This window comes from Actinospineispora spinosispora DSM 44797 (genome assembly GCF_000429025.1).
Lineage (GTDB): Bacteria > Actinomycetota > Actinomycetes > Mycobacteriales > Pseudonocardiaceae > Pseudonocardia > Pseudonocardia spinosispora.
The window spans coordinates 351,156-373,191 of record NZ_AUBB01000010.1 but is presented as its reverse complement, the minus strand read 5'-3'; the positions used below and the strand labels follow the sequence as shown (position 1 = coordinate 373,191).

Genomic DNA, 22,036 nt, shown 5'->3' with positions numbered 1-22,036 from the left:
TCGCCACATGCCAGTCACAGGTGACTGTCGAGACCTCTAAAGTACTGATATGACAAAGCTGTCGGAGCAGCCGGCGGACGAGCTGGTGCTCGCGGGCGAGTTCCCGGAGCCCAGCAAGACGCAGTGGCGAGAGCTCGTCGAAGGGGTCCTGCGCAAGTCAGGACGCAATCTGGACGATGCGCCGGAAGAGATCGAGCAGCTGCTCGCCAGCAAGCTGGGTGACGGCGTCACCATCTCACCGCTCTACACCGAGCAGGACGCGCTGTCCGGCGCCGGTGTACCCGGCCTCGCCCCGTTCACCCGGGGCTCGAAGGCGCTGGGCGCCAGCCCGGACGGCTGGGACATCCGCCAGCAGCACGCCGATCCGGATGTGGCCGGGACCGCCGAAGCGGTGCTCGCCGATCTGGAGAACGGCGTGACGTCGCTCTGGCTCGTGCTGGGCGAGGGCGCGCTGCCGGTGGACTCGCTGCCGACCGTGCTGGACAAGGTGCTGCTCGACCTGGCCCCGATCGCGCTGGACGCGGGCGAGCACGCCGGGGAAGCAACGTCCGCGCTGTTCGCGCTGGCCTCCGAACGCGACGTCGCGGCCGATGCGCTCGCCGGCACGCTCGGCGTGGACCCACTCGGCCGGCTGGCGGCGATCGACTCCGGTACCGATGTCGACGCGGGACTCGCGCTGGCCGCCGAGCTGGCGGCCCGCTGCGTCGCCGAGCGCCCCAACGTGCGCGCCGTGACCGTGGACGCCACCGGCTATCACAACGCCGGAGCCGAGGACGCGCAGGAGCTGGGCTGCTCACTGGCCGCCGGTGTCGCCTACCTGCGTGCGCTCACCGACAGCGGGCTGTCCGTCGAGCAGGCACTGAGCCAGCTGGAGTTCCGCTACGCGGCCACCGCCGACCAGTTCGCCACGATCGCCAAGCTGCGCGCCGCCCGGAGCCTGTGGTCCAGGGTCGCCGCCGAGTGCGGTGCGACCGGTCCGGAGGCTGCTCAGCGTCAGCACGTGGTGAGCTCCGAGCGCATGATCACCGCAAGGGACCCGTGGGTGAACATGCTGCGCGGCACGCTGGCCTGCTTCGGTGCCGGCGTCGGCGGCGCCGACTCGGTCACCGTGCTTCCCTTCGACGCCGCGCTGGGCCTGCCCGACAAGTTCTCCCGCCGCATCGCCCGTAACACCCAGTCGCTGCTGGTCGCGGAGTCGCACCTGGCCAGGGTCGTCGACCCGGCGGGCGGCTCCTGGTACGTCGAGCAGCTGACCGCGGCGCTCGCCCGCCAGGCGTGGGCCGTGTTCACCGGGATCGAGCGGGCCGGCGGCCTCGCCACCGCGCTCGGCGACGGGTCGCTGGCCGCCACCCTCGGCGAGGCCTGGACCCGGCGCGAGCGCAGGCTGGCCACCCGCAAGGAGCCCCTCACCGGGGTCAGTGAGTTCCCCAACCTCGACGAGAAGCTGCCGACCAGGCAGCGTTCCGAACGGCCGGCTCCGGGCGGTGTGCTGCCCCGGGTGCGGAGCGCGGGCGCCTACGAGGCGCTGCGGGACCGTGCGGACGCCCAGCTCGCCGACACCGGCGACAGGCCGGCGGTCTTCCTCGCCACCCTCGGCTCGCCGTCCTCGCACAGCGCCCGGACCGGCTTCGCCACCAACCTGTTCCAGGCGGGCGGCCTCGCCACTCCCACGAGCGGTGACGCGAGCACCCCTGAGGAGATCGCCGAGGCGTTCACCGCGTCGGGCACGACCGTCGCCTGTGTGTGCGGAGCGGACAAGGCGTATGCGGAGAACGCGGAACCGGTGGCGAAGGCGCTGCGTGACGCGGGCGCGAGCCGGGTACTCCTGGCTGGCAAGCCGGGCACCGTGGACTCCGATGTGATCACCGGTCACGTGTTCGCGGGCTGCGACGCGGTTGAGGTGCTGACCAGCACGCTGGACGAACTGGGAGTACGGGCATGACGATCCCGAACTTCGGCGACATGGCGTTCGCCGAGCCGAGCACCGATCCGGCCGCCGACTCCGGCAACGGCAAGCGCTGGGCCGAGCTGATCACCGAGGAGACCGGTTCCGAGCCCGACAAGCTCGCCTGGGCCACCCCGGAGGGCATCTCGGTTCCGCCGCTGTACACCGCCGCCGACACCGAGGGCCTCGACTTCCTCGGCACCTACCCGGGCATCGCGCCGTACCTGCGGGGTCCGTACCCGGCGATGTACGTGACGCAGCCGTGGACGGTGCGCCAGTACGCGGGCTTCTCCACCGCGTCGGCGTCCAACGCCTTCTACCGGCGCAACCTGGCGGCCGGGCAGAAGGGTCTCTCGGTCGCGTTCGACCTGCCCACCCACCGCGGCTACGACTCCGACCACCCCCGGGTTCCCGGTGACGTCGGCATGGCCGGGGTGGCGATCGACTCGATCTATGACATGCGCCAGCTGTTCGACGGCATCCCGCTGGACAAGATGAGCGTGTCGATGACCATGAACGGCGCGGTGCTCCCGGTGCTGGCGCTCTACATCGTGGCGGCCGAGGAGCAGGGGGTGAAACCGGAGCAGCTGGCCGGGACCATCCAGAACGACATCCTCAAAGAGTTCATGGTCCGCAACACCTACATCTACCCGCCGCAGCCCTCGATGCGGATCATCTCGGATATCTTCACCTACACCTCCCAGAAGATGCCCAAGTTCAACTCGATCTCGATCTCCGGGTACCACATCCAGGAAGCCGGGGCGACCGCCGACCTGGAGCTCGCCTACACCCTCGCGGACGGCGTGGAGTACCTGAAGGCGGGCGTGGAGGCAGGTCTGGACGTCGACGCGTTCGCGCCACGGCTGTCGTTCTTCTGGGCCATCGGCATGAACTTCTTCATGGAGGTCGCCAAGATGCGGGCCGGGCGCCTGCTGTGGGCGAAGCTGGTGAAGGAGTTCAACCCGAAGAGCGCGAAGTCGCTGTCGCTGCGCACGCACTGCCAGACCTCCGGCTGGTCGCTGACCGCGCAGGACGTCTACAACAACGTCGCGCGCACGTGCGTCGAGGCGATGGCCGCGACGCAGGGGCACACCCAGTCGCTGCACACCAACGCGCTCGACGAGGCACTCGCACTGCCGACCGACTTCTCCGCGCGTATCGCGCGCAACACCCAGCTCCTGCTTCAGCAGGAATCGGGCACCACGCGGGTCATCGACCCGTGGGGCGGCAGCTACTACATCGAGAAGCTCACCTACGACCTCGCCCGGCGCGCCTGGGAGCACATCGAGGAGGTCCAGGCGGCGGGCGGCATGGCCAAGGCCATCGACGAGGGCATCCCGAAGCTGCGTGTCGAGGAGGCCGCCGCGCGCACGCAGGCACGGATCGACTCCGGCCGCCAGCCGGTCATCGGTATCAACACCTACCGGGTGGACGCCGACGAGTCCATCGATGTCCTCAAGATCGACAACGCCGATGTGCTCGCCCAGCAGATCGCCCGGCTGAAGCAGCTGCGCGAGGAACGCGACACCGGAGCCTGCGAGGACGCCCTGTACGCGCTGACCTCGGCCGCCGAGGCGGCCCAGCGCGGTGACCGGGAGCCCGGCCTCGAACAGAACCTGCTGGCGCTCGCGGTCAACGCGGCGCGGGCGAAGGCCACGGTCGGGGAGATCTCCGATGCGTTGGAGAAGGTGTACGGGCGGCACACCGCGTCGATGCGCACGCTGTCCGGTGTCTACCGGGAGGAGGCCGGCAAGGTGGGCTCCATCGAGAAGGCACGCGAGGCGGCGGAGGAGTTCGAGACCGAGACCGGTCGCCGTCCCCGGATCCTGGTGGCGAAGATGGGCCAGGACGGCCACGACCGCGGCCAGAAGGTCATCGCCACGGCGTTCGCCGACCTCGGCTTCGACGTCGACGTCGGCCCGCTGTTCCAGACTCCCGCCGAGGTCGCCAGGCAGGCCGTCGAGGCCGACGTGCACGTCGTCGGGGTGTCCTCGCTGGCGGCGGGTCACCTCACGCTGGTGCCCGCGCTGCGCGACGAGCTCGCCAAGCTGGAAGCGGAGGACGTGCTGATCGTGGTCGGCGGCGTGATCCCACCCGGTGACTTCGACGCGCTGCGCGAGGCGGGCGCGGCGGCGATCTTCCCGCCGGGGACGGTCATCGCCGAGGCGGCGACCGAGCTTCTGGCGACGCTGCGCAAGCGGGCGACCGCAACAGCGTGAGCGACGAGCTCCAGCCGTACCTGGACGGCGTCCGGCAGGGCTCGCGGCGCTGGGTGTCGCGGGCCATCACCCTGGTGGAGTCGCGGCGTGCCGACCATCGTGAGCTGGCCCAGAAGCTGCTGGTCGAGCTGCTGCCGGCCACCGGGAAGGCACGGCGGGTCGGCATCACCGGCGTGCCGGGCGTCGGCAAGTCGACGTTCATCGACACCCTCGGTTCGCGGCTGACCGCGGCGGGCCACCGGGTGGCGGTCCTGGCCGTCGACCCGTCCTCGTCGCGCAGCGGCGGCAGCATCCTCGGTGACAAGACGCGCATGGCTCGTCTCGCGGCGGACGAGGCCGCGTTCATCCGCCCCTCCCCCAGCGCCGGCACGCTGGGCGGTGTGGCGACCGCGACCAGGGAGAGCATGGTCGTGATGGAGGCGGCGGGCTACGACGTGATCATCGTCGAGACCGTCGGCGTCGGACAGTCGGAGTACACCGTCGCGGACATGGTGGACACGTTCCTGTTCCTCACCCTGGCCCGCACCGGCGACTCGCTGCAGGGCATCAAGCGCGGCATCCTGGAGCTCGCCGACGTCGTGGCGGTCAACAAGGCCGACGGCCCCGGCGAGAAGGACGCCCGCCGCGCGGCCCGTGAGCTGGCCAACGCGCTGCGCATGCTGCACGGCCCACCCGAGGACGGCTGGGAGATCCCGGTTCTGACCTGCAGTGCCTCGACCGAGGTCGGCATCGACGAGGTCTGGCGGAAGGTGACCGATCATCAGGACCGGCTGGACTCGACCGGCGAGCTCACCGAGCGTCGCCGCTCCCAGCAGGTGCGCTGGATGTGGACGATGGTCAACGACCGGCTGAGGGCGGCACTGCGGGAACACCCGGAGGTCCGCTCGCTGGCGCCCGAGCTGGAGGCAGCGGTACTGGACGGCACCCTCACCCCCGCGCTCGGCGCGGACCGGATCCTCGGCGCGTTCCGCCCCACCGAAAACCTGGCCGCCGGCTCCTAACCCGGGGGCAGGTGAGGTTGCCGGAACTGTGCACACCTTGGTGCTGCGTCGCACACGTCCGGACGTGTGCGACGCAGCACGTAGGTGTGCAAAGCCGGCCGAGGGCAGGACAAGACGTAGCGCACTCGAGCAACCGCGCACCGTAAGATCGCCTGGGCAGCGGGCCGACTTCGAGCACTGGTGGTTGATTGATGAACGGGACGCCGCACGAGCACGTGGTGATCGCGGGGGCGGACGGCGGGGCCTACTCGTCGCTGCGACGCAGGCCGATGTCGCGCGCGGAGCGCTACGAGATGGGTCGGTCACTGCGTAAGCAGGTCCCGCGGTCGGAGCTCGCACGCTGGCGTCCGCCGGCCGTCGGTCGTCCCGACCCGGTGGAGCTGATCAGCGAGTCGCACGAGGGTCGCGAGGAGTGGCTGATCCCGGTACGGGTGTCGCGGATGATCGCCTCGCCCTACGGGTTCCTGCGCGGGTCGGCCGTGGTCATGGCCGAGGACGTCGCGCACCTGCCCAGCACCGGCATCACCCCGGTCGTGTGCGGTGACGCGCACCTGGGCAACTTCGGGTTCTACGCCTCACCCGAGCGCGACCTGGTGATCGACCTGAACGACTTCGACGAGGCCCACCCCGGCGGGTGGGAATGGGACCTGCGCCGGCTGGTCGCGAGCATCTGGGTCGCCGGGAGGCAGAACAACGCGAGCGAGAAGGACTGTGAGAAGGCTGTCGCCGCGTGCGTCGCCGCCTACCGGGCCGAGATCCGCTACCTGGCCGACCAGCCGCTGCTGTCCCGCTCCTACCAGCGCATCGACGTCGACACCCTCGCCGAGGACGCGTCGGACAAGCACCTTCGCGCGGAGATCAAACGCGCGGCCGACCGGGCCCGCAAACGAACCAGCGACCGTGCGCTGCCCCGGTTCACCGAGGAGCACGGCGGTTCCCGCAGGATCGTGGAGGAGCCCCCGCTGATCACCCGGGTCTCCGACGAGGAGGCCGACCAGCTGGCCGTCGCCCTGGACGACTACCTGAACACGTTGGCCCCGCACTGGCGGCGGATGCTCGGCGGCTACACGCTGGTCGACATCGCGCACAAGGTCGTCGGGGTGGGCAGTGTGGGGCTGCGCGCCTACGTCGCGCTGCTGGAGGGTAGCAGCCCGGAGGACGTGGTGTTCCTGCAGCTCAAGCAGGCGCGGCGCTCGGTGCTGGCACGCTATGTGCACGGCGACTCGGCCTGGCACGCGCACCAGGGCCAGCGGGTCGTCGAGTACCAGCAGGCGTTGCAGACGGTGAGCGATCCGCTGCTCGGCTGGACCGAGGCCGGTGGGCGCCAGTACTACGTGCGCCAGTTCCGCAACATGAAGGGCACCGTCGCGCTCGACTCGATCGACTCCGACGCGCTGGACGACTACGCGGGCGTCGTCGGGCACCTGCTGGCCAAGGGGCACTCCCGGACCAGCGGCGCCTCCATGATCGCCGGATACGTGGGCAAGTCGGATGCGCTGGACGAGGCACTCTGCACGTTCGCCCAGGCCTACGCCGACCAGACCGAAGCCGACCACGAGGCCATGGTGAAGGCGGTCAAGAACGGCCGGCTCCCCTCGGCCTGAGCGGCCCCCGGTCAGAAGGCTCCACCGCTGGCGGAGATGGTCTGGCCGGTGAGCCAGCGGCCCTCGTGGGACGTCAGGAAGACCACGATGTCCGCGATGTCGACCGGCTCGCCGACGCGGCCGAGCGGGGTCGCCGCCACCAGCCGTGCGAGCCCCGCCTCGGTGACACCGGCGGCGAGCGCATCGGTGCGGGTCGCACCGGGCAGCACGCTGTTGACGGTGATCCCCCGGTGGGCGATCTCCTTGGCCGTGACCCGTACCAGCTGCTCGACCGCGGCCTTGCTCGCGCCGTAGACACCGGTGCCGAGACCGTTCGTGCGGGTCACCCCGGAGGTGACCATGACCACCCGGCCGCCGTCGGACACCCGGTTCGCCGACTCGCGCAGGAGGTAGAACCCGGATCGGGTGTTGTCCGCGAGCATCGCCTCGAAATCCTCGTCGGTGGTCCGGGCGACCGAGGAGAAGCGCGCCGTGCCGGCGTTGCCCACCACGACGTCGACCCGGCCGAACCGTTCTTCGGCTGCGTCGAACAGCCCGCGCACCTGCCGCGCATCACGCACATCGGCCTGTGCCACGAGCGCGGCGCCACCCGCACGCTCGATCGTGGCCACCACCTCCTCGGCGGCGTCCTTACGCGCGAGGTAGTTGACCACCACGTGCAGCCCGTCGGCGCCGAGCCGTTCCGCGATCGCGCGCCCGATCCCCCGAGATGCTCCGGTCACCACCGCGACCCTGGGATTGCCGGTCATGCTCCTCGTTCGTTCGTCACGCCCCGAGCGCCTCGGTGAACGCGGCGTTGACCTGGTCCACCTCGACGAGGAACCCGTCGTGCCCCCGTTCGGACCGCAGCACGACCGGCTCGACCCCGAGCCAGCCGGCCAGGTCGACCTGCTGGTGCACCGGGTACAGCCGGTCGGAGTCCACCCCGATGATCGTCGGCGTGGCGCGCAGCAACTTCAGCGCGGCGGCGGTCCCACCGCGGCCTCGACCGATCTCGTGGCTGTTCATCGCTTCGGTGAGCGCCACGTAGGTACCGGCGTCGAACCGTTCCCGTAGACCGTCCTCGGCATGCTGGAGGTAGGACTCCACGGCGAACCGGCCGCCCAGCAGCGGGTCCACGTCGTCCTGCCAGGCGCGGGCGAACCGGATGTCGACCTCGGCGGCCGTGCGATAGGTCAGGTGCGCGATCCGGCGGGCGATACCCATCCCGACGTGCGGCCCGACCGGGTCGTCGTAGTAGTCGCCGCCGAACCAGCGCGGGTCGGAGCGGATCGCGTCGATCTGGATGGAGCAGGTGCCGATCTGGTCCGCGCTGGCCTCCGCCGCGGCCGCCATGAAGATCATGCGTTCGACGCGGTCGGGTGCGCAGAGCGCCCATTCCAGGGCCCGCATGCCGCCCATCGAACCGCCGACGACGGCAGCCCAGGACGAGATTCCCAGCGCGTCCGCGAAGCCGAACTCGACCGTCACCTGGTCCCGGATCGTCGTGGCGGGCCAGCGGCTGCCCCACGGGGCGCCGTCCGGCGCGGGCGAGGACGGGCCGGTGCTGCCCTGGCAGCCGCCGAGGACGTTCGGGCACACCACGAACCACCTGTCGGTGTCCAGCCCGAGGCCGGGGCCGATGACGCCCTCCCACCAGCCTCCGGTCGGGTGGCCGGGCCCCGGCACCCCGGTGGCGTGGCTGTCGCCGGTCATCGCGTGCAGGACCAGCACCGCGTTGTCCCTGGCCGGCGACAGCGTGCCCCACGTCTCGTAGGCGAGCCGGACCCCGGGTAGCGCACCACCCAGCTCCAGCTCGATCCCCGGCAGGTCGACGAACTTGCGGTCGCCCTCCGGGTCGCCGGGCCGCCAGGCACCGCTGACCCGGTGTCGTACGGCGCCGCTCATCGCATCGTCCGTCGGGAGCTGATCACCCCGGTGTTGAAACCCGCCAGGTGCAGGCCGCCGTGGAAGCGGGCGTGCTCGATCTTCAGGCAACGGTCCATCACGACGGTCAGACCCGCGTCCTCGGCACGACGTGCCAGGTCCGGTGCCCACAACCCGAACTGCAGCCACCACGCCTTCGCGCCGACCTCGAGGACCTCGTCGAGCACCCCTGGCAGGTCCGAGGGCCGGCGAAACGTGTCGACCAGGTCGGGAACCACCGGGAGGTCGGCCAGCGAGCGGTACACCGGGCGCCCGAGGATCTCCGCGACGTTCGGGTTGACGAAGTACACGTCGTAGTCGGTGCTGGCCAGCAGATAGGTCGCGACGAAGTTGCTGGCGCGGGCCGGGTTCGCCGACGCACCCACCATCGCCACCGACTTCGTCCGCCTCAACAGCGCCAGCCGCGCGGTGGGCGACGGGTTGACCCACTCCGGTGCCTCGGTGGTGCTCATGGGGCCTCCTTGACCGCTGCCGCGAGCGCCTGGTCGAGGTCCCACAGGATGTCCTCGGGATCCTCGAGTCCGACGCTGACCCGGATCAGGTCCGGCGGCACGCCACCGGCGCGCAGCTGTTCGTCGGTGAGCTGCTGATGGGTCGTCGAACCAGGATGGATGACGAGCGTGCGTGCGTCACCGACGTTGGCGAGATGGCTGCACAGCTCGACCGACTCGATGAACGTCTGCCCCGCTGCCCGCCCACCGCGCACGCCGAAGGCGAACACCGCCCCAGGCCCCTGGGGCAGGTAGCGGGCCGCGCGGTCGTGATGCGGGTGGTCCGGCAGCCCGGCCCACCGCACATAGGACACCCGGGGGTCGGCGGCCAGCCATTCGGCCACCGTGCGAGTGTTCGCCACGTGCGCGTCCATGCGCTGCGGCAACGTCTCGACGCCCTGCAGCAGCAGGAAGGCACTGTGCGGCGACAGCGCGGGACCGATGTCGCGCAGCTGCTCGGAGCGCAGCTTGGTGAGGAAGCCGAACTCCTGGAAGTTGCCCCACCAGCTCAAGCCGCCGTAGGACGGGATGGGCTCGGTCATCACCGGGAACCGGCCGTTGCCCCAGTCGAAGCGGCCGGACTCGACCACCACCCCGCCGAGCGTCGTGCCGTGGCCGCCGATGAACTTCGTCGCGGAGTGGATCACGATGTCCGCGCCGTGCTCGATCGGCCGGCACAGGTACGGGGTGGCCAGCGTGGCGTCGATGACCAGCGGAATCCCGGCGGCATGCGCGACGTCGGCGAGACCGGCGATGTCCGCGATCTCACCCGAGGGGTTGGCGATGACCTCGGCGAACAGCAGCTTCGTGCGGTCGGTGATCGCGGCGGCGAAGTCGGCGGGGTCGTCGCCCGGTACAAACACGGTGTTGATCCCGAACCGGCGCAGCGTCACGTCGAGCTGGGTGACCGTCCCGCCGTACAGACCGGCCGCCGCGACGATCTCGTCACCGGCGGCGGCCAGACATGCGAAGGTCAGGAACTCGGCGGCTTGCCCGCTGGCGGTGGCCACCGCGCCGAGACCGCCCTCCAGGCTCGCCAGCCGCTCTTCGAGCGCGGCGACCGTCGGGTTCGCGATACGGCTGTAGATCGTGCCGTACTTCTGCAGCGCGAACAGGCTGGCGGCGTCCTGGGTGTCTTCGAAGACGAAGCTCGTGGACTGGTAGATCGGCACCGCCCTGGCCCCGGTCGTCGGGTCCGGAGTGGCCCCGGCATGCACTGCCCTGGTCCGGAACCCCCATTGACGGTCAGCCATCAACTCTCCTCAGCCTCACCCTATTACCTATCACATCGGTCTGGTTTCGGCGGCCGACGCGACTCCCGCGACCGGCGTCAGACCGTTGGGGATCTCCTCCGGGCTGACGCCGTACCGGGCACGTACCTTGGCGCGCAGCTCCGGGTCGTTCCTCGGCACCGGTTCGAGGAAGATCTCGTCGAGGTCGGTGAACTCCTCGCGCAGCTCCGCATCGATCCGGACGCAGGCGCGTTCCAGCTGGTCGGACGTGACGTCGTCGGCGAAGTCCAACCGAGCGCAGACCAGCACCTGGTCGGTCCCGGTCATCATGGTCAGCAGATCGACGACGACCTCGACCTCGGGTGCCGACTCCAGCCGGTCCCGGATCGAGGAGACCAGCCGATGGTCGGCCTGCTGACCGGTGAGCAGGCTCATGTTGGTCCTGCCGAGCAGGTAGGCGACCACCATGAGCAGCAGCGCGATCAGCAGCGACGCGATGCCGTCCCACACCGAGGAACCGGTCAGCTGGGTGAGCCCGATGCCGCCGAAGGCGAAGAACAGCCCCAGCAGTGCCGCGCTGTCCTCGTAGAGCACGGTCTTGACCGTCGGGTCGTCCGTGCCGCGCAGGTACGGCAGCAGCGGCAGCTTCTCCTTGGCCTGTTCGTTGCGTACCTGCTTGATGGCCTGGGCCAGGGAGATCGACTCCAGTACCGCCGAGACCGCGAGCACCCCGTACCCGACCAGGACGTTCTTGTGGTCCTCCGGGTGCCCGGTCAGCGTGTGGATGCCCTGGTACAGCGAGAACAGCGCACCGGCGGTGAAAATGGACACAGCGGCGAGCAAGGACCAGAAATAGCGCTCCTTGCCGTAGCCGAACGGATGGCTGGAGTCGGCGGGTTTCGACGAGCGGCGCAGCGCGGTGAGCAGGAACAGCTCGGTGCCGCAGTCGGCGAACGAGTGCGCGGACTCCGACAGCAGAGCCGCACTGCCGGTCACCAACCCGGCCACCACCTTGGCGATCGCCACCGCGAAGTTCGCGCCCAGTGCCAGCAGGACGGTCAGCAGGCTCTCGCCGTGCTCTCCGGAATCCTTGCTCTGTTTCGTCTCATCCGTCATCGCGCCCCAGGCTAATCCCCCGGCGCCGTGCCCGCCGCGCCGTCCAGGTGTTCCCGGAAGAACTCGACGACCCTGCGGTGCGCGTCCTGCGCACTGGGCTCGTGGTGCCCCACCCGCATCGGGGTGTAGGGCCCGACCATCTCCATGATCTTGCCGGGCGCCTTCGAGTAGAACGAGTGGCCGGCGTCGGGATAGACCTTCACGTCGTGCGGGACGCCCAGCTCGACGAGATTCCCGCGCAGCCGCTCCGGGTCCTTCGCTAGCACGAGGTCACGGCCGCCGTAGCTGGCCACCACCGGGCAGGACTGTGGCATCTGTTTCGGTGCGATGCCGTAGAACGGCGCGCTGGCCTGGTACTTCCCGGTCATCGCCAGCAGCAGGGCGAACCCGCCGCCCATGCAGAACCCGATCGCACCCACCCGCTGGTCGTCGACCTGGGGCAGGCTGACCAGGTAGCGGCGAGCGGCTTCGAGGTCGGCCAGCTGCGGGCCCTTGCCCGCCATGATCGTGCGGATGCAGCGGGCGATGCAGATCGGCTTCGGGCCTCGGGAGAACAGGTCCGGGATCAGCACGGTCCAGCCCTCGGACGACAGGTCCCTCGCCACGCTCGCCATCTCGTGGTTCATGCCGAGCGCTTCGTAGATCATCAGCAGCCCGGGGCGTGGACCCTCGTGACCGTCGTCGGTGGTCAGCACGCCGGGCATGTCAAATCCGTCGTCGCATCGGAACGTCACATCGGTCTGCATGGGAGCAGACCCTAGTGGCAGGCGCGGGCCGTTGATCGGGACTTCACCCCTCAGTGACGCGCACCAGACCCTCCTGGACGGTGGTGGCGATGAGTCTGCCGTCCTGGGTGAAGAACCGGCCGGTGGCAAGGCCCCGAGCGCCGGAGGCGACCGGTGAGTAGCACTCGTAGAGGAACCACTCGTCGGCGCGGAAGTCCTGGTGGAACCACATCGCGTGGTCGAGACTGGCCCTGCTGATCTCGTCGTCACGCAGTCCCAGCTCGTGGCGCGCGAGAACGGAGTTGAGCAGCGTGAGGTCCGAGGCGTAGGTCAGCAGGCAGACGTGCAGGAGCTTGTCGTCGGGCAGCGCGCCGTCCGCGCGCATCCACACCCGCAGCGGCTCCTTGGTCGGCACGAAGGTGGGCGACCACACCGGCTCACCGACGTAGCGGATGTCCAGCGGACGAGGCATCTGCTGGAACGGGCTGGCCGGAAGGTCGAGATCGACGATGAGCCGGCCGAACTCCGGTAGCCCGTCGGGTCCCGGCACGCCTTCGGGCATCGGCTCGGTGTGCTCCAGACCCGGCTGGGCGAGCTGGAAGGACGCCGACAAGGAGAAGATCGCCTTGCCGTGCTGGACCGCCATGACCCGCCGCGTCGTGAACGACCGGCCGTCGCGCACCCTCTCGACCTCGTAGACGATCGGGATCGTCGGGTCGCCAGGGCGGATGAAGTAGGCGTGCAGCGAGTGCACCCCCCGGTCCTCGGGCACCGTGCGCCCCGCCGCGACCAGCGCCTGCCCCGCGACCTGCCCACCGAACACCCGGGGCGGTGACTCGGGCGGGCTGACCCCTCGGAACAGGTTGACCTCGATGCGTTCGAGATCAAGCCTGGCCACGAGCTTGTCGAGGATCTGTTGCCCGCGCGGCACACCGTCGGCACCGTGCTGGACGCCAGATTCGGTCTCAGACTGCGTCATGCCCGCAGTCTGCCGTATCCGGTGATCTCGGTCAGGCAGCTGGTCAGGCAGCGTGGTCAGGCGATGTCCTCCTCACCGAGCCGGTGCACCCGGATGAGGTTGGTCGAGCCGACCGTTCCGGGTGGCGAACCCGCCACCACGACCACCAGATCACCTGGCTCCGAGCGGTCGATGCTGAGCATCGAGGAGTCGACCTGCCGGATCATCGCGTCGGTCGAGTCCACCTCGTGGACCAGGAAGGTCTCCGTTCCCCAGGTCAGGGACAGCTGGCTGCGCACGGCCTGCACCGGGGTGAAGGCGAGCAGCGGCAGCTTCGAGTGCAGCCGGGCCAATCTGCGCACGGTGTCGCCGGACTGGGTGAACGCCACCAGCGCTCTGGCGTTGAGGCGCTCGCCGATGTCGCGCGCGGCGTAGGACAGCACACCGCGCTTGGTGCGCGGCACGTGGTTGAGCGGCGGCACACCGAACGACCCGGCCTCGACCGCCTCGATGATCTCCGCCATCGTGCGCACCGTCTTGATCGGATAGCGCCCGACGCTGGTCTCACCGGACAGCATGACCGCGTCGGTCCCATCCAGCACCGCGTTCGCCACGTCCGAGGCCTCGGCCCGCGTCGGGCGGGCGTTGGTGATCATCGAGTCGAGCATCTGGGTCGCCACGATGACCGGCTTGGCGTTCTCCCTGGCGATCTGGATGGCCCGCTTCTGGACCAGCGGGACGTTCTCCAGGGGCAGCTCGACACCCAGGTCGCCCCGGGCGACCATGACGCCGTCGAAGGCGAGCACGATGGCTTCGAGGTTGTCGACGGCCTCGGGCTTCTCCAGCTTGGCGATGACCGGCAGCCGCCCGCCGCCGACCCGGTCCATCACCTGGTGCACCGAGTCGATGTCGGCGGGGCTGCGCACGAAGGACAGCGCCACGAAGTCCACCCGCAGACCGAGGGCGAACTCCAGGTCGGCGACGTCCTTCTCGCTCATCGCCGGAACCGAGACGTTCATGCCGGGAAGCGACAGGCCCTTGTTGTCGCTGACCGTGCCACCTTCGGTGACCTTGCACACGACGTCGAGGCCCTCGACCGCGATGACACGCAGCGCGATCTTCCCGTCGTCGACCAGCAGACGGTCGTCGGGACGCGCGTCGTTGGCCAGACCGGAGTACGTCGTGGACACCCTGTCGTGGGTGCCGGCGACGTTCTCGACGGTGATCCGGACCTCTTCACCGGTGCGCCACTCGACCGGGCCGGCCGCGAACCGGCCGAGCCGAATCTTCGGTCCCTGCAGGTCGGCGAGGATGCCGACCGCGCGGCCTTCGGCGTCGGCCGCCTCTCTGACGAGCTCGTAGACGCGCTTGTGGTCGTCCCGGTCGCCGTGGCTGAAGTTGAGCCTTGCCACGTCCATCCCGGCCTGTACGAGGTCCCGAATTCGCTCCGGACTCGCGGTCGCAGGGCCGAGGGTGCACACAATCTTCGCGCGGCGGTTCACGTGGACGGAGTTTAGCCCTGTCCGGAACCTGTATCGCTACAGCTGGGTGAACGTCAGGGGGTGACGGGGCGGCACAATCCGGATGTGTTCCGCCGTCTCGCACCCTTCGCCACGATGATCCTGATCAGTCTGTACGCGCTGTTCAGCCCTGCTTCCGGGGTGCCGTTCCTGCCCCCGGGATTCGACAAGATCGCGCACTTTTGCCTGTTCGCGGCACTCGCGTTCACGGGTCGTCGCGCAAATATTTGCGCATCGCACTTGGGCGCGTCCCTCGTGGTGTATGCGGTGGTCTCGGAAATCCTGCAGGCCGTTCTGCCGATCAACCGCGACGGTGACGTGTGGGACGCGGCGGTCGACCTGTGCGGAGTGGCGATCGGCCTATGGCTGTTCTCGCGCGCCCGGCGGCGAGATCACCACCGGTCCGGCCACGCGGACGGGTGAGCCAGGGGCTATCTGCGCGGATCCTCGGTCGGGCCGACGTGATCGGTCAGCCATTCCATCAGCGGCGTGAGTGCATGCCACTGCTCGGCGACCGCCCCCGCGAGCTTCGGGCTCAGCATCAGGTCCTCACCCGGCCAGCGTCGCCACGCGTAGATCCCCTTGTGCCGCAGCAACTCCAGGCGGGGATGGTCCGGCGCCACACCGCGCGGCCGGGTCGCCAGCTTGTCACCCGCGATCGTCATGCCGGACTCTTCGAGGACCGCGAGCCGCGTTCGTAGCTCCTCGCCCCGGCGCTCCTCGTCCACCGCGACCCGGTAGCGACGAACCTGGTCACCGGCCATGGAGTAGTACCCGCCGGCGACCATGATTCCGTCGGCGTCGGCCTGCACGTAGTAGCCGCTGACGTATCCACCGCAGTGGGTCTTGTACGGCGTCTTGTCGGCGCTGAACCGCACGTCCCGGTACGGCCGGAAGATCTTGCCGGCGCCGAACTCGGGTTCGAGCTCGGCGAGCAGCGCACGCATCGGTTCACGCACGTGCTCGTCGTAGACCGGTTTGTTGTCGGTCCAGTACGCCTTCGAGTTGTCCGCGATCAACCCGTCGTAGAAGTCGACCAAGCCGTCGCCGAACCCCGCGAAACCCATGTGCGCACGCTAGCCGAACGTGCTCACACCGCGGCCAGGGGCAGCGCCGTCGGGTGGACCGGGGACGGCAGCTGCGAGGCGCCCAACAGGTAGGTGTCCACCGCGTGCGCCACGGCTCGACCCTCCGCGATCGCCCACACGACCAGCGAGGCACCCCGGTGGGCGTCGCCGCACACGAACACGCCGGGCGCCGAGGTCTCCCAGGTCGGGCCGCAGGTCAGGTTTCCGCGCGGCGCGCGTTCCAGACCGAGCCCGCCGAGCAGCGGCATGTCCTCGACGCCGGTGAAGCCGATCGCCAGCAGGGCCAGGTCGCACGGCATCTCGATCACCTCGTCGGACACCGGGACCACCTCCCTGCGCCCCGACTCCCGGTCCTTGCGCACCGTCACCTGCCGCAGATGTACGGCGGTGACCTTCCCGTTCTCGTCGCCGACGAACCGCTCGACGGCGACCTCGAACCGGCGCTCGCCGCCTTCCTCGTGCACCGGGTAGGTGCGCAGGATCCACGGCCAGGTGGGCCACGGCGACAGCTCGGCGTCACGCTCGTCCGGCGGGCGCGGGTACTGGTCCAGCTGGTGCACCGAGGCCGCGCCCTGCCGCAGCGCCGTCCCGTAGCAGTCGGCGGCGGTGTCTCCGCCGCCGATGATCACGACGTGCTTGCCCGCCGCGGACAACGGCGTCGGGCCGTCACCCTCACACTCCCGGTTCGCCGGGACCAGGTGCTCCATCGCCAGGTGCACCCCGGCCAGCTCCCGCCCGGGCACCTCGGGTGCGTCCCTGCCCTGCAGCGCACCGACCGCGAGCACCACCGCGTCGAAGTCCGCGTGCAGCTGCTCGACCGACAGGTCCCTGGCCGCCGGCCCGCCGACCTCGCAGGACGTCACGAACCGGGTGCCCTCGGCTCGCATCTGGGCGAGCCGACGGTCCAGGACCGCCTTCTCCATCTTGAACTCGGGGATGCCGTAGCGCAGCAGTCCGCCGAGCCGGTCGTCGCGCTCGTAGACGGTCACGTCGTGGCCGGCCCGGGTGAGCTGCTGTGCCGCCGCCAGTCCGGCGGGACCGGAGCCGACCACGGCGACCCGCCTGCCGGAGGCCACCCCCGGGTTGCGCGGGACGATCAGGTCCCGGTCCCACGCGATGTCCACGATGCTCTGCTCCACCCGCTTGATCGCCACCGCGCCACCCGCTGCCGGCGTGGAGGCCAGCACGCAGGCCGACTCGCACGGCGCGGGGCACAGCCTGCCGGTGAACTCGGGGAAGTTGTTCGTCGCGTGCAGCCGGTCGCTGGCCGTAGTCCAGTCGTCTCGCCTGACCAGGTCGTTCCACTCCGGGATCAGGTTGCCCAGCGGGCAGCCCGCCGACACCGAATGGCAGAACGGGATGCCGCAGTCCATGCAACGGGCGGCCTGTTCACGGGTCTCATCGGCGGCCTCGGTACGGGTCTGGTCGAGGTAGACCTCGTGCCAGTCGTGCACCCGCTCCGGCTTGGGGCGTTTGGGTGCGTCCGCGCGACGGTAGGTGAGGAAACCGCGGGGGTCAGCCACGAGCGGCCTCCATGATCGCCTCGTCGGGATCCCGGCCTTCGGCTTTGGCCAGCCTGACCGCGTCCAGTGCCCTGCGGTAGTCCCTGGGCATGACCTTGGTGAACGCGACGGACCGACGCGGCCAGTCCCCGAGCAACGAGGCCGCCACGGCGGACCCGGTGAGCTCGAGATGCCTGCTGACGATCTCGTGCAGGAACTGCAGGTCCGGGTCCGTCGGCGCCTCCAGCTCCACCAGCTCCCGGTTGACCCGTGCCCGGTCGAGACCGAGCACGTAGGCGGTGCCGCCGGACATGCCCGCCGCGAAGTTACGGCCGGTCGGTCCGAGCACGACGACGCTGCCACCGGTCATGTACTCGCACGCGTGGTCGCCGACACCCTCGGCCACCGCGAGCGCACCGGAGTTGCGCACGCAGAAGCGCTCCCCGACCATGCCGCGCAGGAAGATCTCCCCGGAGGTCGCGCCGTACCCGATGACGTTGCCGGCGATCACCTGGCGTTCGGCGGCGAACGTCGCCTTCTCCGAGGGCCGGACGATCAGTCGACCGCCGGACAGTCCCTTGCCCACGTAGTCGTTCGCGTCGCCGACGAGCTCGACCGTGATGCCCCGGGGCAGGAACGCGCCGACCGACTGGCCCGCCGACCCGGTGAGCTGGACGTGGATCGTGCCGTCCGGCAGTCCCTGGCCTCCGTAGCGGCGGGTCACCTCGGCGCCGAGCAGGGTTCCGACCGTGCGGTTGACGTTGCGCACCGGCAGTTCGAGACGGACCTGGTGGGCATCCTCCAGCGCGGCTTCGGCGAGCTGGATCAACGTGCGGTCGAGTGCTTTCTCCAGGCCGTGGTCCTGGTCGCGCAGCCGGCGACGGGGCGCGTCCGGGATGTCCGGTACGACGAACAGCGGTGACAGGTCGAGCCCCCGCGACGCCTTCCAGTGTCCGACCGCGGCGTCGGTGTCGAGCAGCTCGGCACGTCCCACGGCGTCGTCCAGGGTTCGGAAGCCCAGCTCGGCCAGGTACTCCCGCACCTCCTCGGCGATGAACCGGAAGAAGTTCTCGACGAACTCGGGTTTGCCGGTGTACCGCGCGCGCAGCTCCGGGTCCTGGGTCGCCACCCCGACCGGGCACGTGTCCAGGTGACAGACGCGCATCATGACGCACCCCGCGACGATCAGCGGCGCGGTGGAGAAGCCGTACTCCTCGGCTCCCAGCAACGCGGCGACGACGACGTCGCGGCCGGTCTTGAGCTGACCGTCGGTCTGCACGGTGATGCGGTCGCGCAACCCGTTGAGCATGAGCGTCTGCTGGGTGTCCGCGAGACCGATCTCCCACGGTGCACCGGTGTGCTTGAGCGAGGTGAGCGCCGCCGCCCCGGTACCTCCGTCGTGCCCGGAGACCAGCACCACGTCGGCGTGCGCCTTCGAGACCCCGGCCGCGACGGTGCCGACGCCGACCGAGGACACCAGCTTCACGTGCACGCGAGCCTCGGAGTTGGCGTTCTTCAGGTCGTGGATGAGCTGTGCGAGGTCTTCGATCGAGTAGATGTCGTGGTGCGGCGGCGGCGAGATCAGACCGACGCCCGCTGTGGAGTGCCTGGTCCTGGCGATCCACGGCCACACCTTGTTCGGCGGCAGCTGGCCGCCCTCCCCCGGCTTCGCGCCCTGCGCCATCTTGATCTGGATGTCGCGCGCGTTGACCAGGTACTCGCTGGTCACCCCGAACCGGCCGGAGGCGACCTGCTTGATCGCGCTGTTGCGGCTGGGGTCGTACAGGCGGTCGATGTCCTCGCCGCCCTCGCCGGTGTTCGATCGGGCACCGAGGTTGTTCATCGCGATGGCGAGGGTTTCGTGCGCCTCGGCGGAGATCGAGCCGTACGACATGGCACCGGTGTTGAACCTGGTCAGGATCGACTCCACGGATTCGACCTCGGCCAGCGGTACCGGCGCACGCCCCTCGGTGCGCAGCCGGAACAGGCCACGCAGGGCGCCACCCTCGGCGGCGAGCCGGTTGCATTCCGCCGTGTACTCACGGAACACGTCACGCTGTCCCGAGCGGGTCGCGTGCTGCAGCAGGAACACCGTCTCCGGGGTGAACAGGTGCAGTTCGCCCTCCCGGCGGTAGGCGTACTCGCCACCCACGTCGAGCCTGCGGTGCACCCGCTCGGTCGGGTTGCGGGGGTAGGCGCGGCGGTGCCGAGCGGCCACCTCTTCGGCGAGGACGTCCAGCCCGACGCCGTCGAGCTGGGACTCGGTGCCGGTGAAGTACTCACCGACCAGCTCCTTCGACAGCCCGATCGCCTCGAACGCCTGCGCGGCGGTGTAGGCGCCGACGGTCGAGATGCCCATCTTGGACATGACCTTGAGCACGCCCTTGACCAGCGCCTTCACGTAGTTCTTGATCGCCACGGGCGCGCTGATCCCGCTGATGTCGCCGCCTGCGATCATGTCCTCGATCGTCTCGAACGCGAGATAGGGGTTGACCGCGGCCGCGCCGAAACCGAGCAGCAGCGCGACGTGGTGCACCTCGCGGCAGTCGCCGCTCTCCACGACCAGCGCGACCCGGACCCGTTCCCGCTCGCGCACCAGATGGTGGTGCACCGCCGAGGTGAGCATGAGCGACGGGATCGGCGCCATCCGGTGGTCGGAGTCGCGGTCGGACAGCACGAGCACCCGCGCGCCGTCGGCGATGGCCTCGGAGGCTTCCCTGCGCACCCGGGCCAGCGCGGTCTCCAGCGCCCGGTCGCCGCCGTCCACCTCGTAGAGCCCGCTGATCACGGCGGTGGCGAACCCGGGGAGGTTGCCGTCGTCGTTGATGTGCAGGATGCGCGCCAGGTCGTCGTTGTCGATCACCGGGTAGGGCAGGCGCAGGTGCCGGCAGGACGCAGGTGTCGGTTCGAGCAGGTTCTGCTCCGGGCCCATCACGCGCGCCACGCAGGTCACGATCTCTTCGCGGATCGCGTCCAGCGGTGGGTTCGTGACCTGGGCGAACAGCTGCGCGAAGTAGTCGTAGAGCAGCCGGGGCCGCTGCGACAGGGCCGCGACCGGGGTGTCGGTGCCCATCGACCCGATCGGCTCGGCGCCCGTCGCCGCCATCGGCGCGAGCAGGATGCGCAGCTCCTCCTCGGTGTAGCCGAAGGTGAGCTGACGGCGCAGCACGGACTCGTGGGTCTGCACGACGTGCTCGCGCGGCGGCAGGCTGCCGACCTCCAGCAGCCCGGCATGGACCCATTCCTCGTAGGGCAGCTCGGAAGCCAGCGACGACTTGATCTCGTGGTCGTCGACGATCCGACCGGCCTCGGTGTCCACCAGGAACATCCGGCCGGGATGCAGCCGTCCCTTGGCGACGACCTCCTCGTCCGGTACGTCGAGCACGCCGGATTCGCTGGCCAGCACGACCCGCCCGTCGGCGAGCTGCCACCAGCGGGCGGGCCGTAGCCCGTTGCGGTCCAGCACGGCGCCGACCAGGGTGCCGTCGGTGAACGTGACGCAGGCGGGGCCGTCCCACGGTTCCATCAGGCTCGCGTGGAACTTGTAGAACGCGCGCTGCGCTTCGTCCATCTCGGTGTGGTTCTCCCACGCCTGCGGGATCATCATCAGCACCGCGTGCGGCAGCGAACGGCCACCGAGGTGGAGCAGTTCGAGCACCTCGTCGAACGACGCCGAGTCGGAACCGCCCTCGGTACAGATCGGCGACAGCCGCGACAGATCGCCGGGAATCTTCTCGCTCGACAACAGCGCTTCCCTGGCCCGCATGCGGTTGCGGTTGCCCCGGATGGTGTTGATCTCGCCGTTGTGCGCGACGTAGCGGAACGGGTGGGCCAGCGGCCAGGACGGGAACGTGTTGGTGGAGAACCGGCTGTGCACCAGCCCGATCGCGCTCTCGAGCCGCTCGTCGGTCAGGTCGGGGAAGAACGCGGGCAGCTGGTGGGTGGTGAGCATGCCCTTGTAGACGAGGGTCCGACAGGACAGCGACGCGATGTAGGTGCCGCAGCCCGCTGCCTGTGACTCCAGCTCGGCGCGCTTGCGCAGGCAGAACGCCAGCCGGTCCAGCTCGATGCCCTGGACCCCGTCGGCGGCGGACACGAACAGCTGGGCGAAGTGCGGCATACACGCCCGCGCGCTGGGCCCGACATCGGCCGCGACGGGCTCCACCGGGAGGTGGCGCCACCCTAGGACGGACAGGCCCTCTTCGACGGCGATGCGCTCGATCAGCTCAACCGCCGTGGCCCGCTGCTCGTCCTCGACGGGAAGAAAAGCCAGCCCGACCGCATAGGCCCCCGGCTCGGGGAGCTCGAAGTCCACCTCGGCGCGCAGCAACAGATCCGGAACCTGCAGGAGGATGCCGGCACCGTCACCGCTCGTGGGTTCGGCACCCGCCGCGCCCCGGTGCTCGAGGTTGGCCAGTGCGGTGAGAGCGTCCCGCACGATGGCGTGGCTCCGACGGCCCAGGGTGTCGGCGACCATCGCGACGCCACACGCATCGTGTTCGGCCGCTGGGTTGTACAGCCCCTGCGCACGCGGTAGGCCAGAGAAGATCACCGCGAGTACCTCCCTCGACGCTGTGTTGTGGACACGTCGGGACACCGGTGGCCCTCGGAGTTCCGAGACTGTAACAGCCCAGAAACGAGCGAGTGCTGTTCTCGCCGGCGTTGGAGGTCAGTCTGAAACTTGGTTAACGATACGTCACATGGACAGG

At 70.0% G+C, this 22,036-nt stretch carries 16 protein-coding genes; 5 read left to right on the top strand and 11 right to left on the bottom strand.

What is annotated here, in order from left to right; translation table 11 throughout:
* Positions 1-49: 49 nt before the first annotated feature.
* From G406_RS0105550 to G406_RS0105535, 4 genes are all read left to right on the top strand, one after another.
* The gene (locus G406_RS0105550; RefSeq protein ID WP_211241037.1) at positions 50-1,942 is read left to right on the top strand and encodes a methylmalonyl-CoA mutase family protein; all 1,893 of its coding nucleotides are present in this window, start codon (positions 50-52) and stop codon (positions 1,940-1,942) included.
* A complete protein-coding gene (gene scpA, locus G406_RS0105545) occupies positions 1,939-4,164 on the top strand; it encodes a methylmalonyl-CoA mutase (protein WP_028933063.1) in 2,226 nt (741 codons plus the stop codon). The genes G406_RS0105550 and scpA overlap by 4 nt, the downstream gene beginning before the upstream one ends.
* Positions 4,161-5,165, top strand: a complete 1,005-nt coding sequence (gene meaB / locus G406_RS0105540) for a methylmalonyl Co-A mutase-associated GTPase MeaB (RefSeq protein ID WP_028933062.1) — start codon at positions 4,161-4,163, stop codon at positions 5,163-5,165. Before scpA ends, meaB begins: the two co-directional genes overlap by 4 nt.
* 191 nt (positions 5,166-5,356) lie before the next feature.
* Positions 5,357-6,769, top strand: a complete 1,413-nt coding sequence (locus tag G406_RS0105535) for a DUF2252 domain-containing protein (RefSeq protein ID WP_028933061.1) — start codon at positions 5,357-5,359, stop codon at positions 6,767-6,769.
* Between the two features lie 11 nt (positions 6,770-6,780).
* Here the strand turns inward: G406_RS0105535 and G406_RS0105530 are convergent, their stop codons facing one another.
* From G406_RS0105530 to pyk, 8 genes are read right to left on the bottom strand one after another with little or no spacing between them, the layout of a single operon-like run.
* A complete protein-coding gene (locus tag G406_RS0105530; protein ID WP_028933060.1) occupies positions 6,781-7,518 on the bottom strand; it encodes an SDR family oxidoreductase in 738 nt (245 codons plus the stop codon).
* 16 nt (positions 7,519-7,534) lie between these two features.
* Positions 7,535-8,656 (bottom strand): homoserine O-acetyltransferase MetX, encoded by a 1,122-nt coding sequence (gene metX, locus G406_RS0105525; RefSeq protein WP_028933059.1) that lies wholly within the window; start codon positions 8,654-8,656, stop codon positions 7,535-7,537.
* Positions 8,653-9,147: a CoA-binding protein gene (locus G406_RS0105520; RefSeq protein ID WP_028933058.1), complete on the bottom strand. Its 495-nt coding sequence runs from the start codon at positions 9,145-9,147 to the stop codon at positions 8,653-8,655. Before G406_RS0105520 ends, metX begins: the two co-directional genes overlap by 4 nt.
* Complete coding sequence (locus G406_RS0105515) at positions 9,144-10,439, bottom strand: O-acetylhomoserine aminocarboxypropyltransferase/cysteine synthase family protein (protein ID WP_028933057.1); 1,296 nt, start codon at positions 10,437-10,439, stop codon at positions 9,144-9,146. The genes G406_RS0105520 and G406_RS0105515 overlap by 4 nt, the downstream gene beginning before the upstream one ends.
* 30 nt (positions 10,440-10,469) lie before the next feature.
* The gene (locus tag G406_RS44790) at positions 10,470-11,534 is read right to left on the bottom strand and encodes a cation diffusion facilitator family transporter (protein WP_051341675.1); all 1,065 of its coding nucleotides are present in this window, start codon (positions 11,532-11,534) and stop codon (positions 10,470-10,472) included.
* An 11-nt stretch (positions 11,535-11,545) separates the two neighbouring features.
* On the bottom strand, positions 11,546-12,280 hold the full coding sequence (locus tag G406_RS0105505; RefSeq protein ID WP_028933056.1) for a dienelactone hydrolase family protein: 735 nt from the start codon (positions 12,278-12,280) through the stop codon (positions 11,546-11,548).
* A 43-nt stretch (positions 12,281-12,323) separates the two neighbouring features.
* Positions 12,324-13,238: an acyl-CoA thioesterase II gene (tesB, locus tag G406_RS0105500; protein WP_028933055.1), complete on the bottom strand. Its 915-nt coding sequence runs from the start codon at positions 13,236-13,238 to the stop codon at positions 12,324-12,326.
* A gap of 56 nt (positions 13,239-13,294) precedes the next feature.
* Positions 13,295-14,719 carry a pyruvate kinase gene (pyk, locus tag G406_RS0105495; protein ID WP_028933054.1) on the bottom strand — a complete coding sequence of 475 codons (1,425 nt, stop codon included), beginning with the start codon at positions 14,717-14,719 and terminating at the stop codon, positions 13,295-13,297.
* A 60-nt stretch (positions 14,720-14,779) separates the two neighbouring features.
* Between pyk and G406_RS0105490 the strand changes: the two genes are divergently transcribed.
* Positions 14,780-15,160 (top strand): VanZ family protein, encoded by a 381-nt coding sequence (locus G406_RS0105490; protein WP_342666192.1) that lies wholly within the window; start codon positions 14,780-14,782, stop codon positions 15,158-15,160.
* 8 nt (positions 15,161-15,168) lie between these two features.
* Here G406_RS0105490 and G406_RS0105485 read toward each other — a convergent pair whose 3' ends face one another.
* The 3 genes from G406_RS0105485 to gltB are packed head-to-tail and all read right to left on the bottom strand — an operon-like array spanning position 15,169 to position 21,879.
* Positions 15,169-15,804: a DUF2461 domain-containing protein gene (locus tag G406_RS0105485; RefSeq protein WP_028933052.1), complete on the bottom strand. Its 636-nt coding sequence runs from the start codon at positions 15,802-15,804 to the stop codon at positions 15,169-15,171.
* 23 nt (positions 15,805-15,827) lie between these two features.
* On the bottom strand, positions 15,828-17,348 hold the full coding sequence (locus tag G406_RS0105480) for a glutamate synthase subunit beta (RefSeq protein ID WP_028933051.1): 1,521 nt from the start codon (positions 17,346-17,348) through the stop codon (positions 15,828-15,830).
* On the bottom strand, positions 17,341-21,879 hold the full coding sequence (gene gltB / locus G406_RS0105475) for a glutamate synthase large subunit (protein ID WP_028933050.1): 4,539 nt from the start codon (positions 21,877-21,879) through the stop codon (positions 17,341-17,343). The genes G406_RS0105480 and gltB overlap by 8 nt, the downstream gene beginning before the upstream one ends.
* Between the last annotated feature and the right edge of the window lie 157 nt (positions 21,880-22,036).